The following is a 13,946-nucleotide window of genomic DNA, read 5'->3' on the forward strand; positions in this document are numbered from 1 at the left end:
GCGGCCGCCGGATCACGGCGCCGCCGCGGCGACCGACTCCCGGAGGCGGACGGGCATCGGCACCCGGTGCACCTCCCCCTCCCGGGCGGCGCCCTCCCCGACGGCGTCGTCACCGTCACGGCCCATCTCCGCGAACAGGACGTCCACCGCTTTACGGCCCAGTTCGTAGTGGGGGAGCGCCACCGTCGTGAGCTTGGGGCGCATCCACGCGGCGATGGGGTGGTCGTCGAAGGAGACGACCGAGACGTCGCCGGGCACCTTCAGCCCGAAATCGTCGAGCGCCTGGTAGGCGCCCAGGGCGACCCGGTCGTTGAAGCAGATCAACGCGCGCGGCCGCCCGCCCTCCAGCAGCGCCCTGGTCGCGGCGAGGCCGTACTCGGGCTGCCAGTCGGCGCAGACGTGGGCGCCTGCCACCTTGACCCCCGCCTCGCCGAACACCTCCCGGATGCCGATGAGCCGCTCGACGGCCGCGACGCCGCCTCCCCGGGGAAGGTCACGCCGCCCGGGACCGGCGCCGATCAGATGGATGCCCTCGCGATGGCCGGCGTCGAGCAGGACCCGCGCGGCGCGGCGGCCGGCCTCGACCTCGTCGGGGAGCACCGAGGGCAGCGGAGACCGCTGCTTGGGCAGCGCGTTGAGCAGCACGGCGGGGGCGGCCCCCATCCCCTTGGGCACCCTGATGGTCCGCGTGTACATCGCGGCCAGGATGAGCCCGTCCACCTGACGGTCGTGCATGGCCTGCAGCAGGAGACGTTCGAGCTCGGGGTCTCCCTCCGTCTCACCGATGAACAGCATGAAGCCGCGCTCCCGCGCGGCCTCCAGCGCCCCCTTGATCATGTCGCCGGCGAGCCGCGACGTGGCGATCGTGTCCGAAACGAAGCCGATAGTCCGAGTTGTCCCAGTTCGTAGGCCTACGGATACGATGTTCGGCCGATACTGCAACTCGGCCGCGGCCTTGAGCACACGCTGCTCGACATCCTGGGAGATGCGCAGCTCCCGCCCGCGTCCGGACAACACGAGCGACGCGGTGGTCGGCGAGACGCCGGCGATCTTGGCGACGTCCGCCAGCGTGACCCGTCGTGGGCTCACCGAGCGACCTCCTGTGCTGTGAGGGGGTTGACACCCCGCGACGCGTATGGTGAGACTACCGCATTGCTAATCCGATTTAGCAAACCGAACCCCGGGGTGTCCGGCGTCAGCCGTCGAGGGGATCCCCGAGTGGTCCGTTCACGCAACCAACCCGAGCAACCAAACCCGAGCAACCCAAGGAGACGCACATGTCGCGTCGAATCCGCCGATGGAACGGAGCGGTGCTGACGGTCGCGCTGGGAGGGGCGCTGGCGGCGGGGTGCGGGGCCCCGGGCGGCGACGCCCCCCAGGCGGAGGCCACCGGCACGTCCCCCTCGTCCGCGCCCACCTGCGGTACGGCGCCGGTCACGCTCAACGGCTACTTCGAGACCGGCTTCCCGCTGCCGAAGGATCTCGCCGACGAGTTCACCAAGCAGCATCCGAACGTCAAGTGGAACATCCGTGAGGACCAGTTCGCGGTCATCACCCAGAACGCGCCGCGCGTCCTGGCGGACGACCCGCCGGACCTGATGCGGCTTCCCCAGGTGTCCGAGCTCGTCAAGAACAACCTGCTGAAGAACCTCGACGGCTACGCCAAGGCGTTCGGCTGGGACACCTGGCCGGCGTCGCAGCTCCAGCAGATGCGGATGGTCCCCGGCGGGAAGACCCGCGGCGAGGGCTCCCTGTACGCCATGGGACTGAACTTCAGCATGACCGGCGTCTTCTACAACAAGAAGCTCGCCGCGAAGATCGGCATGTCGGCGCCCCCGGCCACCCTGGCGGAGCTGGACGACGCCCTCGCCAAGGCCAAGAGCGCGGGCGTCCAGCCCATCGCCCAGTTCAACGGCGGAGCCACCGGCGGGCTCGCCTTCCCGCTGCAGGACCTCATGGCCGCCTACGGTCCCCCCGGGCCGATCAACGACTGGATCTTCCAGAAGCCGGGAGCCACCATCGACACGCCGTCGAACCTGCAGGCGACGCGGCACCTGGAGAAGTGGATCAAGGCTGGGTACTTCTGGAAGGACGTCAACGCCGTCGACTACGCGACGATGATGAGCCGCTTCATCAAGGGCGAGGGCCTCTTCATGTTCAACGGCGACTGGGAGTCGGGGAACCTCGACAAGCAGATGCCGGGCGACGTGGGCTTCTTCCTGATGCCGCCGGAGCAGGAGGGCGGCGCCCAGGCCGCGATGTCCGCGCCGCTCACCTTCGGGATCAGCTCCCGGGCGAAGAACGCCGACTGCGCCGCGTTCTTCCTCAACTGGGTGGCGACGGACGCGAAGGCGCGGGAGATCGGCGTGAAGGTCGGCGGATCCCACCCGATGGGCCCCGCCGACGCCGCGATGCCCGAGGTCGAAGCGGGCACGGTCACCGCGAGCACCCTGGAGGCGGGCGCGAAGATCGGCAAGGACAACGGCGCGATGGACTTCATCGCCAACGCCACGGGCGCGATCTACGCCAAGAGCTGGACCCCGCAGCTGCAGAAGCTGGTCGCCGGGCAGCAGACCCCCGACGGGCTGCTGAAGTCGGTGCAGAGCGACTACACGAGCCAGGTCGGGGGGAGCTGAGCGCCGATGGCACGGCGCACTCCGAAGACGAGAGGAACGGTCCCCGCCCGCGCGGCGGGGCTCCGCACCCCGAGCTGGGTCGGCTGGCTGTTCGTCGCTCCGGCGCTGGCCGTCTACGCGGTCTTCGTGCTGCGGCCCATCGTCCTCACCTTCCAGTACTCGGTGTACCGCTGGGACGGCATCGGCTCGTCCACCTGGGTCGGGCTCGGCAACTACGGGAAGGTGTTCACCGACCCCGACCTGTTCGCGACCATCCTCAACGCGGTCAAGCTGATCGTCTTCTTCAGCCTGATCCCCGTCGTGCTCGGCCTCGTGATCGCCTCGACGATCCGGCGGATCGCCGCGAGCCGGCTCGCGCTGGCCGCCCGGACGGTCCTGTTCCTGCCGCAGGTCATCCCGCTCGTCGCGGCGGGCATCACGTGGAGCTGGCTGCTGTCGTCCACCGGCCTGGTCAACCAGCTGCTGTCGCACATCGGTCTCGGCGGCGTGACGCGCGCCTGGCTGGGCGACTTCTCCACCGCCCTGCCGGCGGTCGGCGTGATCGGCGCGTGGGTGCTCCTCGGCCTGTGCACGATCCTGCTCCTGTCCGGGATGAGCAAGATCGATCCGGCGCTGTACGAGGCGGCCCGGATGGACGGCGCCGGGCCGATCCGCGAGTTCGTCTCGATCACGGTGCCGAGCCTGCGGCAGGAGATCGGCGTCTGCGTCACGGTGACCGTGATCGCGGCCCTGGCGAGCTTCGACATCGTGTACGTCGCGACCCAGGGAGGCCCGGGGAACGCGACGATGGTCCCCGGCCTGGAGATCTACTACCTCGCCTTCTCCGAACGGCAGGTGGGCACGGCCTCCGCTCTCGCCGTCGTGCTCATGGTGCTCGTCATCGTCGTCGCCATTCCCATCCAGTGGCTCACGAAGGACAGAACCTCATGATCGTCGGACGCGGGGAGACGTGGAGCGGGAGGGTGCTGCTCGTCCTGCTGATGGCGGCCACGCTCATGCCGTTCGCCAGCCTGTTCGTCACGGCCCTGCATCCCCCGGGCAGCTACCCGTCCGGTCTCGACTGGCCTGCCGACCCGCACTGGGGCAACTTCGTCGCGGCCTTCCAGGCCGCGCGGATGGGCGAGCTGGTGAAGTCGAGCACGCTCATCGTCCTCGGCGTGGTGCCCGTCTCGCTGCTCCTCGCGACGCTGGCGGGCTTCGCCATCGGCCACCTCCGCATCGCGGGACGCAACGTGGTGTTCCTGACGTTCGTGCTCGGGCTGACGCTCCCCTTCGAGGGCATCATCACGCCGCTGTACTACCAGGTGCGCGACATGGGCCTGCTGAACACCAGGTGGGCCATCATCCTGCCGCTCATCGGGCTGTTCATGCCGTTCGCGGTGTTCTGGATGCGGGCGCACTTCGTGAACATGCCCGACGAACTGTCCGAGAGCGCCCGGATGGACGGGGCGAACCTCTGGCAGCTCTTCTGGCGCATCCACGTGCCGCTGGCCATGCCGGCGCTGTCGTCCCTCGCCATCCTGCTGTTCCTGTGGACCTGGAACCAGTTCCTGCTGGCCATCGTCCTCGTCGACGACCCGCTGAAACGGACGATGTCCGGGGCGCTCGGCGCCTTCCAGGGACAGTGGGGGACCGACATCCCGCTGCTGTGCGCGGGCTCGCTGCTGATCCTGACCCCCACACTCGCCATCTTCCTGATCTTCCAGCGCCGCTTCGTCACGGCTCTGCTTCAGGGTTCGCTGAAGGGATGAACCGCGTGAACGAGGACGGCCCCGCGCGCTGGACGCGGCGGCATCTCGACCTGCTGACCACCGGCCCGCTGACCCTCGCGCCGGAGACGACGGCGCCGCCCGCCCACACGCCCGCCCCGCCGCGTGTGCTGCCCGGCGACGACGTCTGGGACCTGTGGCCGATCCAGGAGGAGGACGGATCGATCTCCGTGGTCCTCGGCCGCGAGCTGTGGATGGCCCTCTCCGCGCCCGCCGCCGGCCATCCGGAGGAGCGTCACGACCACGCCCGGATCCGGCTGCTCGCCAGGGACGGCGACGGCTGGCACGACCTCGGGCCCGCGTTCGCCGACGGCGCCTCGCCGGGCAGCCGCGAGTGGTCCGGATCGGCGGTCCGCCGCCCCGACGGCACCGTTTCGGTCTTCTACACGGCGGCCGGGCGGCGGGGCGAGGCACGCCCGACGTTCCTCCAGAGCGTCGTCGAGACCCGGCCCGCCGTGGTCGTCGCCGAAGGCGGCCGCGTCCTGCTCGACCGGGCCGCCGGGCACCGGGAGGTCCTCCGGTCGGACGGCCGGGCCTACCTGCCGGCCGACGAGATCGACGGCGGACCCGGACGGATCAGGGCCTTCCGCGACCCGGGCTGGTTCCGCGACCCGGCCGACGGGCGTGAGTACCTCCTCGTCGCGGCCTCCGTGGCGGCGTCCGCGGGCGGAGCGGCTGTGGACGACGGAGACGGCGGCTACATGGGCGCGGTGGCCCTCGCCGAAGCGCGGGACGGCGGCTGGTCGCTGCTGCCTCCCCTTCTCGTGGCCGACGGCGTCAACCACGAGATCGAGCGGCCGCACGTGGTGGTCCGCGACTCGTCGTACTACCTGTTCTTCTCGACCCAGCGGCACTCGTTCCACCCGCCGGGAAGCGCGCCCACCGGGCTCTACGGCTTCGTCGCGCCCCGCCTGACCGGGCCGTACGCGCCGCTCAACGGGTCGGGGCTGGTGGCCGCCAATCCGCCGGAGGAGCCCGACCAGGCGTACGCCTGGCTGGTGCTGCCCGATCTCCGCGTCGTGAGCTTCGTCAACTACCGGTCCGTCGGCGGCGGCGCGGACCCCCTGCGGGCCGGGGCCGCCGAGGCGCGGGCCGCCTTCGGCGGGACGATCGCGCCGGTCTTCCGGCTCGCCCTCGACGGAGCCCGCACCCGCGTGGTCGTCCCCGCGGCCACCGCCGCGCCCATCGCTGGGCCCTCAGGAGGGGAGCAGCGGGAGCAGGGCGTTCAGCCGCCCGGACGCGAAACCTGAGAGATCCAGCGAGCAGAAGGTGAAGCCGGCGCCGCGTACGGCGGCGTCGACGCGCTCGCGCGCCTCGGTCACGCGCGGGATCTCGTCCCGCGGCACCTCGACCCGGGCGAGCGTGCCGCCCGCGTGCGCGCGCACCCGGCACACCGGGAAGCCGAGGTCGCGCAGCGCGGCCTCGGCGGCCTCGACCCTGGCCAGCACCTCGGGCGTGACCGGGTCGCCGTAACTCACCCGCGAGGCCAGGCACGGCGCGGCGGGCTTGTCCGCGGTGACCAGCCCGAGCGTACGGCTGACCAGGCGCACTCCGGCCTTGGTCAGCCCGGCGTCCACCAGCGGCGCGATGGCTCCGCGCTCGGCCGCGGCCCGCTGCCCCGGGCGGTGGTCGCCGAGGTCGTCGAGGTTCGTGCCGAGGGCGACCCGGGCGCCCATCGCCGCCGCCAGCGGCCCCAGCGCGTCGAACAGCGCCGACTTGCAGTGGTAGCAGCGGTCGGCGCCGTTGGCGGCGTACTCGGGCCGCTCGGCCTCGTCGGTGCACACCTCCAGGTGGGCCAGGCCGTGGCGCCGCGCGAACGCGCGGGCCGCGGCCCGCTCGGAGGCGGCCAGGCTGGGGGAGACCGCGGTGACGGCGAGGGCCCGCCGCCCGAGCACCCGGGCGGCGGCGAAGGCGAGCAGCGCCGAGTCGGCGCCGCCGGAGTAGGCGACGACGAGCGCGTCCTCCCGGCGCAGCCGGGCCGTCAGCCGCTCCAGGGCGTCGTCGGCGGCTCCGTCGGCCGTGGGGTCGGCCGCGTCGTCCAAGCCGGTCGGGCGGTCAGTCATCGGCGCCTCCACGTCAGCCTCCCCAGCGGTGCCCGTCAGGGTAGCGGTAGGCGGCGACGGACTCGTCGTGCATGCGGGCGTTGTACCCGGGCGCGTCGGGCAGCCGGTAGCGGCCCCGCTCGATGCGGACCGGGTCGACGAAGTGCTCGTGCAGGTGGTCGACGTACTCCAGGACGCGCCCCTCCAGGCTGCCGCTCACGCAGACGTAGTCGACGACCGACATGTGCTGGACCAGCTCGCACAGGCCGACCCCGCCCGCGTGCGGGCAGACGGGCACGCCGAACTTGGCCGCCATCAGCAGGATCGGGACGATCTCGTTGACCGACGCGAGCCGGCACGAGTCGATCTGGCAGAAGTCGATCGCCCCCGCCTGCAGGAGCTGCTTGAACATGACCCGGTTGTGCGCGTGCTCCCCGGTGGCCACCCCGACGGGAGCGATCGCCTTCCGGATGGCCGCGTGGCCGAGCACGTCGTCGGGGCTGGTCGGCTCCTCGATCCACAGCGGCTCGTACGGCGCCAGCCGGTTCACCCACTCGATGGCCTGGGGCACGTCCCACACCTGGTTGGCGTCCATCATGAGGGTCAGGTCGCCGATCTCCTCGCGGGCGATCGCCAGGCGGCGTACGTCGTCCTCCACGTTGGCGCCGACCTTGAGCTTGACGTGGGTCCAGCCGTCGGCGACCGCCTCGCGGCACAGGCGGCGCAGCTTGTCGTCGTCGTAGCCGAGCCAGCCGGGTGTCGTGGTGTAGGCGGGGTATCCGTGCGCGGCGAGCTCGGCGATCCGCTCCTCCCGCGTGGGGGCGAGCCGGGCCAGCATCTCGACGGCCTCGTCCGGGGTCAGCACGTCGGACAGGTAGCGGAAATCACAGGCGGCGACCAGCTCCTCGGGCGTCATGTCCGCCACGAACCGCCACAACGGCTTGCCGGCCCGGCGGGCGGCGAGGTCCCAGGCGGCGTTCAGCACGGCCGCCGCGGACAGGTGCACCACCCCCTTCTCCGGGCCCAGCCAGCGCATCTGGCTGTCGGACATGATCTGGCGGTAGAGACCGCCGAGGTTCCCGGCCAGCTCGTCGACGTCGCAACCGGTCAGCCGTGCTCCGATCTGCCGCGCGGCGGCCACGCACAGGTCGTTGCCCCGTCCGATGGTGAAAGTCAGGCCGTATCCGGCGAGGTCGCCGTCGGTCTGCAACACGACGTACGCCGCGGAGTAGTCGCCGTCCGGGTTCATGGCGTCCGACCCGTCGAGCGTCGCGGAGGTCGGGAACCTGATGTCGATCACGTTCACCGAGGTGATCGTCGGCATGGGCGAACTCCAAATGATCCGATGAATGTGATTCGAACAGTATGGTCACGCCCACCTGAGGTCAAGTAAGTCGGCAAATATCCCACCAAACGGCTTTACTTCAACCCGATGAATCTGACAGGCTCGGCACCACACTTGCCCCTGTGAACCAGTCGGAGTGGACGGATCGTGAAGCTGTTGCGGGTGGGTCCGCCGGGTTCTGAGCGGCCCTGTGTCATGGGCCCCGGCGACCGGGTGCTGGACCTGTCGTCACTGACGAAGGACATCGACGGCGCGTTCCTCGCGGGAGGAGGCGTTGACCGGGTGCGGACGGCCCTCGCGGAGGGCACGCTGCCCGAGGCGGAGCCGTACGAGCGGGTCGGAGCGCCGGTGGCCAGGCCGGGGAAGGTCGTCTGCATCGGCCTGAACTACTCCGACCACGCCGAGGAGACCGGAGCCGCCCTCCCGGCCGAGCCCGTGGTCTTCATGAAGGCGTCCAACACCGTCGTCGGCCCCGACGACGAGGTCCTGGTGCCCCGCCTCAGCGTGAAGACCGACTACGAGGTCGAGCTGGCCGTCGTCCTCGGCGGCACCGCCCGCTACCTGTCCTCCCCGGAGGAGGCCGCCGGTCTGATCGCCGGATACGCGATCTCCAACGACGTCTCCGAGCGGGAGTTCCAGAACGAGCGCGGCGGCCAGTGGGACAAGGGCAAGTCGTGTGAAACTTTCAACCCCCTCGGCCCCTGGCTGGTGACGCCCGACGAGGTCGGCGACCCCCAGGCCCTCGGCCTGCGGCTGTGGGTGAACGGCGAGCAGCGCCAGAACGGCAACACCAAGAACCAGATCTTCGGCGTGCACCACGTGATCTGGTACCTCAGTCAGTTCATGGTGCTGGACCCCGGCGACGTGGTGAACACCGGCACCCCCGCCGGCGTGGCGCTCGGCCGCGGCCCGCAGGCCTACCTGCGGGAGGGCGACGTGGTCGAGGTGGAGGTCGACGGCCTCGGCCGGCAGCGCCAGCGGATGGGGCAGGCATGAGCGAGTTCGAGGGGCTGGTGGCGGTGGTCACCGGCGGCGCCTCGGGCATCGGCAGGGCGGTCGCCGAGGAGCTGACCGCGCGGGGCGCCCGGGTGGCGGTGCTGGACCTCAAGGACACCGAGTTCACGTGCGACGTGACCGACGACGCCTCCGTACGGCGGGCGGTCGCGGCGGTGGCCGAGCGGTACGGCCGGATCGACGTGCTGGTGAACAACGCGGGCATCGGCGCGGCGGGCACCGTCGCCGACAACGACGACGCCGAATGGCTGCGGGTGTTCGATCTCAACGTCGTCGGGATCGCCCGCGTCACCCGGGCGGCCCTGCCGCACCTGCGGGAGTCCCCGCACGCGGCGATCGTCAACACCTGCTCGATCGCCGCCACCGCGGGGCTGCCGCAACGGGCGCTGTACTCCGCGTCCAAGGGGGCGGTGCTCGCGCTGACCCGCGCGATGGCGGCCGACCACATCCGTGAGGGCATCCGCGTCAACTGCGTGAACCCCGGCACCGTCGACACCCCCTGGGTCGGGCGGCTGCTGGACGCCGCCCCCGACCCGGCCGCAGAACGGGCCGCGCTGGCCGCCCGCCAGCCGCACGGCCGGCTGGTGACGGCGCAGGAGGTCGCCCACGCCGTCGCGTACCTCGCCAGCCCGAGGGCGGGGTCGACCGCCGGGACCGAGCTGGCCGTGGACGGCGGCATGGCCGGCCTGCGACTGCGGCCGGTGGGCTCGTGAAGGTGTCCCTCGGGCCGTACGGGCTCGGCACCGCGCCGCTGGGCGGACTGTTCGCGCAGGTGGACGAGGAGCAGGCCGAGCGCACCCTGGCCGCCGCGTGGGCGGCGGGCATCCGCTACTTCGACACCGCGCCGCACTACGGCACCGGCCTCGCCGAGGAGCGTCTCGGGCGCTTCCTGCGCGGCCTGCCCGGCGGAGGGGCGGGGGAGGCGATCGTCTCCACCAAGGTCGGCCGCGTCCTGGTGCCCGGTGAGGGCGAGGAGGACGGCTTCCCCGGCCGCACGCAGTACGTGCGGGTGCGGGACTACAGCCGCGACGGCGTGCTGCGCTCGCTGGAGGACAGCATGCGGCGCACCGGGCTCGACCACTTCGGCGCGGTGTTCGTCCACGACCCCGACGAGCACTGGGAGCAGGCCGCGGGGGAGGCGTTCCCGGCCCTGGCCGAGCTGCGCGACCAGGGCGTCGTCGGCGCGATCGGCGCCGGGATGAACCAGACCGCGATGCTGACCCGGTTCGTCCGGGAGACGGACGTCGACGTGGTCCTCGTGGCCGGGCGCTACACACTGCTCGACCGGTCGGCGGAGGAGGAGCTGCTGCCCGAGTGCGCGCGGCGCGGCGTCGCCGTCGTCGTGGGCGGGGTGTTCAACAGCGGCGTCCTGGCCGGCGGCGGCACCTACGACTACGCCGCCGCCCCGCCCGAGGTGCTCGACCGGGCGCGCGAGATGGCCCGCGTCTGCGAGTCGTACGGCGTGCCGCTGCCGGCGGCGGCGCTGCGGTTCCCCCACCGGCACCCGGCCGTGGACACCGTACTGATCGGCGCACGCAGCGCGGAGGAGATCACCGAGGACCTGGAGCTGGCGGCGGCGGACATCCCCGACGCCCTCTGGGACGATCTCGAAGGTCTGGGTCATGCGGGTTGACCTCGCCTACGGCGCCGACGGCCTCGCCGTCGACTTCCCCGGCGACCGGACCACGGTGATCGCGCCGGTGGCCCGGCCCGCCGTCCCGGACGAGACCGCCGAGCTGCGGCGGGCCCTGCGCGAACCCGTCGCGGGACCACCGCTGCGCGAGCGGGTGCGCCCCGGCCAGACGGTGGCGATCTCCGCCTGCGACGGGACCCGGCCCCAGCCCAGGCACCTGATGATCCCCGCGATCCTGGACGAGCTGGACGGGGTGGTCGACCTCGGAGACGTGGTGATCCTGGTCGCCACCGGCACGCACCGCGGCAACACCCCCGAAGAGCTGCGCGCGATGTTCGGCGACGAGGTCGTGGACGCCGTGCGGATCGTCAACCACGACGCGCGCGACGCGTCCTCGCTGCGGTGGATGGGCCGGCACGGCAAGGACGTGCCGGTCTGGCTGAACCGCGAGTGGACCGACGCCGACGTGCGGATCACGACGGGGTTCGTGGAGCCGCACTTCTTCGCCGGGTTCTCCGGCGGGCCCAAGCTGGTCGCGCCGGGCCTCGCCGCCCTGGAGACCGTGCTCACCCTGCACGACGCGGCCCGCATCGGCGATCCCCGGGCGACCTGGGGGGTCATCGAGGGCAACCCCGTCCACGACGACGTCCGCGCGATCGCCGCGGCGACCGGCGTCACCTTCGCCCTCGACGTCGTGCTGAACCGGGAGCAGAAGATCGTCCAGGCGTTCGGCGGCGACCTCGCGCCGATGCACGCCGCCGCCACGGCGGCGGCCCGCGCCGCCGCGATGCGGCCGGTCGCCGAGCCGTTCGACGTGGTGGTCACGACCAACGCCGGTTTCCCGCTGGACCAGAACCTCTACCAGTCGGTGAAGGGCATGAGCGCCGCCGCCCAGGTCGTCCGGCCCGGCGGGACGATCATCTGCGCGGCCGAGTGCCGGGACGGGTTCCCCGACCACGGCTCCTACCGCGAGGTGCTCACCTCCGCGGCCTCGCCCGACGCGCTGTTCGAGGAGATCTCCCGCCGCACCGAGACCATCCCCGACCAGTGGCAGGTGCAGATCCAGGCGCGCATCCAGCGGCAGGCCCGGGTGATCATGCACACGGCTCGTCTCGGCGACGCCGACCTGGCCGCCGCCCACCTGGAGCGGACCGAGGACATCGCCGCCACCGTGCGGGCCCTGCCGGGGCGGGTGTGCGTGCTGCCGGAGGGGCCGATGACGATCCCCTACCTCTCGGGAGAGTGAGCGTGCTCCGCTATCCCCTGATCCACCCGCCGCTGCTGGCCGCGCTCGCGGCGACCGGGCACGGCTCGCGCGTCCTGCTCGCCGACGCGAACTACGCCCACGCCACCAACGTGCGTAGGGGCGCCTCGGTGATCCACCTCAACCTGCGCCCCGGGCTGGTCCGCGTGGACGACGTCCTGGAACTCCTGGTGGACGCCGTACCGCTGGAGGCCGTGCACGCGATGCGGCCCGACGAGGGGGGCGAGCCCGGCGTGTTCGCCCGCTACCGCGAGCTGCTCGGCCCGGCCCTGCCGATCCAGGTCCTGCCCAGGTTCGGCTTCTACCAGGCCGCGAAGGAGCCGGACGTCGCGTTCGCGGTGGCGACCGGCGACGACCGGCTCTACGCCAACCTCCTGCTGACCATCGGGTACGTCGTACCGGTATGAGTGAGGCACTCGACCTCGGCTACGCCCGGGTGGACCTCGGCCGCGAGGCGCGGCAGGGGCTGCCCGAGATCGTGTACGGCCCGGGCAAGCGGGTGAGCGAGATCGCCGGGATCGTCACCGCACTGCTCGCCCGGAACACCGGGCCGGTCCTGGTGACGCGGGTCGAACCCGGCCCCGCCGCCGAGGTGCGCGAGCACGTCCCGGGCGGCGCGTACGACCCCGGCGCCCGGCTGCTGGTCTGGCGGCCCGCGCCGCCGGTCGCGCACACCGTGGCGGTGGTCACGGCGGGCACGGCGGACGGCCCGGTCGCGGCCGAGGCGGCGGCCGTCGCCTCCGCGCTGGGCCTGCGGACCACCCTGATCAGGGACGTCGGGGTGGCCGGGCTGCACCGGGTGCTCGCCGCGGCCGGCGACCTGCGCGCGGCCGACAGTGTGATCGTCGTCGCCGGCATGGAGGGCGCGCTCGCCAGCGTCGTCGGCGGTCTCGTCGAGACGCCGGTGATCGCGGTGCCCACCTCGACCGGGTACGGCGCCGCGCTGGAGGGCGTGACGGCCCTGCTGGCCATGCTCACCTCCTGCGCCGCCGGGCTGACCGTGGTGAACATCGACTCCGGCTTCGGCGCCGCCCTCGCCGCGTACCGGCTGACCAGGAGGGCCTCCCTGGCGAAGGCGTCTCCGGCGGGCGAGGAGCCCCGATGATCCTCTACCTGAACCCGTTCACCGGACTCGCGGGCGACATGCTGCTCGGCGCGCTGCTCGACGCCGGCGCCTCGCTCGACGCCGTACGGCGGGCGGTCGCCGAGACCGGCCTGACCGGCTGGCGGCTCGACGCCGAGCGGGTGCGCACCGGCGCGCTTACCGCCACCCGGGCGCTGGTGACGGTGGACGACGACGCCACCGAGCGCCGCGCCGCCGAACTGCTCGCGATGGCGGCCCGCACCGGGCTGCCCGTCGCGGAGGCCGCGCTGACCGCGATCGCCGAGGCCGAGGCCGCGCTGCACGGCGAGCCGGTCGCCGAGGTGCACCTGCACGAGCTCGGCGGGCACGACACGCTGGTCGACATCGTCGGCTGCGCGGCGGCGCTGCGCGACCTGCGCGTGACGCGTGTGCACTGCGCGCCGCTGCCCCTGGGCGCCGGAGTCGTCCGCACGCGTCACGGCGTGCTGCCCGTCCCGGCCCCCGCCACGCTCGCCCTGCTGAAGGGGGCGCGGGTGCGGGGCGGAGAGGCGGGGGAGGCGGTCACCCCGACGGGCGCGGCCCTGCTGGGCGCCGCAGGCACGACGTACGGCCCGGCTCCGGAGATGGTCCTGCGCGCCACCGGGTACGGCGCGGGCGGGCGCGTGCTGCCCGACCGGCCCAACGTCACCGTCGCCATGCTCGGCGAGCCCGTGGCCGAGCCGGAGGCGGTGACCGGGCCCGGCCGCCAGGTCGTCCTGTCGACGAACCTCGACGACGTGACGGGCGAGGTGCTCGGGCACGTCGTCGAGCGCGCCCTGGCGGCGGGCGCGGCCGACGCGTGGGTCACGCCCGCCGTTATGAAGAAGGGCCGCCCCGCCCACATCCTGCACGTGCTCACGCCCCCCGAGCTGGCCGGCGAGCTGCAGAACCTGGTCCTCGCCGAGACGGGGAGCCTGGGCCTGCGGCGCAGCGTGGTCGAGAAGGTCGCGCTGCCCCGGCACTTCGAGACCGTGCGCCTGCACGGCCGGGACGTGCGGATGAAACACGGGCCGTGGGGGGTCAAGCCCGAGTACGACGACCTCGCCGCGCTGGCCGAGGCCACCGGCAGACCACTGAGGGAACTGGCACGAGAGGCCTACGACGCACTGTGACTCCTCCT

The 13,946-nt window shown here is 72.9% G+C and carries 14 protein-coding genes; 11 read left to right on the forward strand and 3 right to left on the reverse strand.

Going from position 1 to position 13,946, the window contains the following annotated elements; all coding sequences use genetic code 11:
* Positions 1-12: 12 nt before the first annotated feature.
* Positions 13-1,089 carry a LacI family DNA-binding transcriptional regulator gene (locus tag FED44_RS05550; RefSeq protein WP_111698057.1) on the reverse strand — a complete coding sequence of 359 codons (1,077 nt, stop codon included), beginning with the start codon at positions 1,087-1,089 and terminating at the stop codon, positions 13-15.
* Positions 1,090-1,277: 188 nt separating this feature from the next.
* Between FED44_RS05550 and FED44_RS05555 the strand changes: the two genes are divergently transcribed.
* The 4 genes from FED44_RS05555 to FED44_RS05570 are packed head-to-tail and all read left to right on the forward strand — an operon-like array spanning position 1,278 to position 5,655.
* Complete coding sequence (locus FED44_RS05555; RefSeq protein WP_111698056.1) at positions 1,278-2,636, forward strand: ABC transporter substrate-binding protein; 1,359 nt, start codon at positions 1,278-1,280, stop codon at positions 2,634-2,636.
* Positions 2,637-2,642: 6 nt separating this feature from the next.
* Entirely contained in the window at positions 2,643-3,566 is a 924-nt protein-coding gene (locus FED44_RS05560) for a carbohydrate ABC transporter permease (RefSeq protein ID WP_111698055.1), read from the forward strand.
* A complete protein-coding gene (locus FED44_RS05565) occupies positions 3,563-4,387 on the forward strand; it encodes a carbohydrate ABC transporter permease (protein WP_111698054.1) in 825 nt (274 codons plus the stop codon). The genes FED44_RS05560 and FED44_RS05565 overlap by 4 nt, the downstream gene beginning before the upstream one ends.
* Before the next feature lie 5 nt (positions 4,388-4,392).
* Entirely contained in the window at positions 4,393-5,655 is a 1,263-nt protein-coding gene (locus FED44_RS05570) for a glycoside hydrolase family 68 protein (protein WP_208758846.1), read from the forward strand.
* On the opposite strand, the gene larE is transcribed toward FED44_RS05570, so the two are convergent.
* Positions 5,602-6,468 carry an ATP-dependent sacrificial sulfur transferase LarE gene (gene larE, locus FED44_RS05575; protein WP_138459979.1) on the reverse strand — a complete coding sequence of 289 codons (867 nt, stop codon included), beginning with the start codon at positions 6,466-6,468 and terminating at the stop codon, positions 5,602-5,604. The two genes, FED44_RS05570 and larE, sit on opposite strands and share 54 nt — an antisense overlap.
* A 13-nt stretch (positions 6,469-6,481) precedes the next feature.
* Positions 6,482-7,771, reverse strand: coding sequence for an L-fuconate dehydratase (locus tag FED44_RS05580; RefSeq protein WP_111698052.1), 1,290 nt, complete (start codon positions 7,769-7,771; stop codon positions 6,482-6,484).
* A 168-nt stretch (positions 7,772-7,939) separates the two neighbouring features.
* Here FED44_RS05580 and FED44_RS05585 point away from each other — a divergent pair, with 168 nt between their 5' ends.
* Genes FED44_RS05585 through larC form a run of 7 tightly spaced genes read left to right on the forward strand, consistent with a single transcriptional unit; the run spans position 7,940 to position 13,938 of the window.
* On the forward strand, positions 7,940-8,788 hold the full coding sequence (locus FED44_RS05585) for a fumarylacetoacetate hydrolase family protein (protein WP_111698051.1): 849 nt from the start codon (positions 7,940-7,942) through the stop codon (positions 8,786-8,788).
* On the forward strand, positions 8,785-9,519 hold the full coding sequence (locus FED44_RS05590; protein WP_111698050.1) for an SDR family NAD(P)-dependent oxidoreductase: 735 nt from the start codon (positions 8,785-8,787) through the stop codon (positions 9,517-9,519). The genes FED44_RS05585 and FED44_RS05590 overlap by 4 nt, the downstream gene beginning before the upstream one ends.
* On the forward strand, positions 9,516-10,439 hold the full coding sequence (locus FED44_RS05595) for an aldo/keto reductase (protein ID WP_182880028.1): 924 nt from the start codon (positions 9,516-9,518) through the stop codon (positions 10,437-10,439). Before FED44_RS05590 ends, FED44_RS05595 begins: the two co-directional genes overlap by 4 nt.
* A complete protein-coding gene (gene larA / locus FED44_RS05600; protein WP_138459980.1) occupies positions 10,429-11,685 on the forward strand; it encodes a nickel-dependent lactate racemase in 1,257 nt (418 codons plus the stop codon). Before FED44_RS05595 ends, larA begins: the two co-directional genes overlap by 11 nt.
* 2 nt (positions 11,686-11,687) lie before the next feature.
* The gene (locus FED44_RS05605) at positions 11,688-12,110 is read left to right on the forward strand and encodes an RbsD/FucU family protein (RefSeq protein WP_138459981.1); all 423 of its coding nucleotides are present in this window, start codon (positions 11,688-11,690) and stop codon (positions 12,108-12,110) included.
* Entirely contained in the window at positions 12,107-12,808 is a 702-nt protein-coding gene (larB, locus tag FED44_RS05610; RefSeq protein ID WP_138459982.1) for a nickel pincer cofactor biosynthesis protein LarB, read from the forward strand. Before FED44_RS05605 ends, larB begins: the two co-directional genes overlap by 4 nt.
* On the forward strand, positions 12,805-13,938 hold the full coding sequence (gene larC / locus FED44_RS05615; RefSeq protein ID WP_138459983.1) for a nickel pincer cofactor biosynthesis protein LarC: 1,134 nt from the start codon (positions 12,805-12,807) through the stop codon (positions 13,936-13,938). The genes larB and larC overlap by 4 nt, the downstream gene beginning before the upstream one ends.
* Positions 13,939-13,946 lie beyond the last annotated feature (8 nt).

The sequence above is a fragment of the Microbispora triticiradicis genome, assembly GCF_005864065.1.
Lineage (GTDB): Bacteria > Actinomycetota > Actinomycetes > Streptosporangiales > Streptosporangiaceae > Microbispora > Microbispora triticiradicis.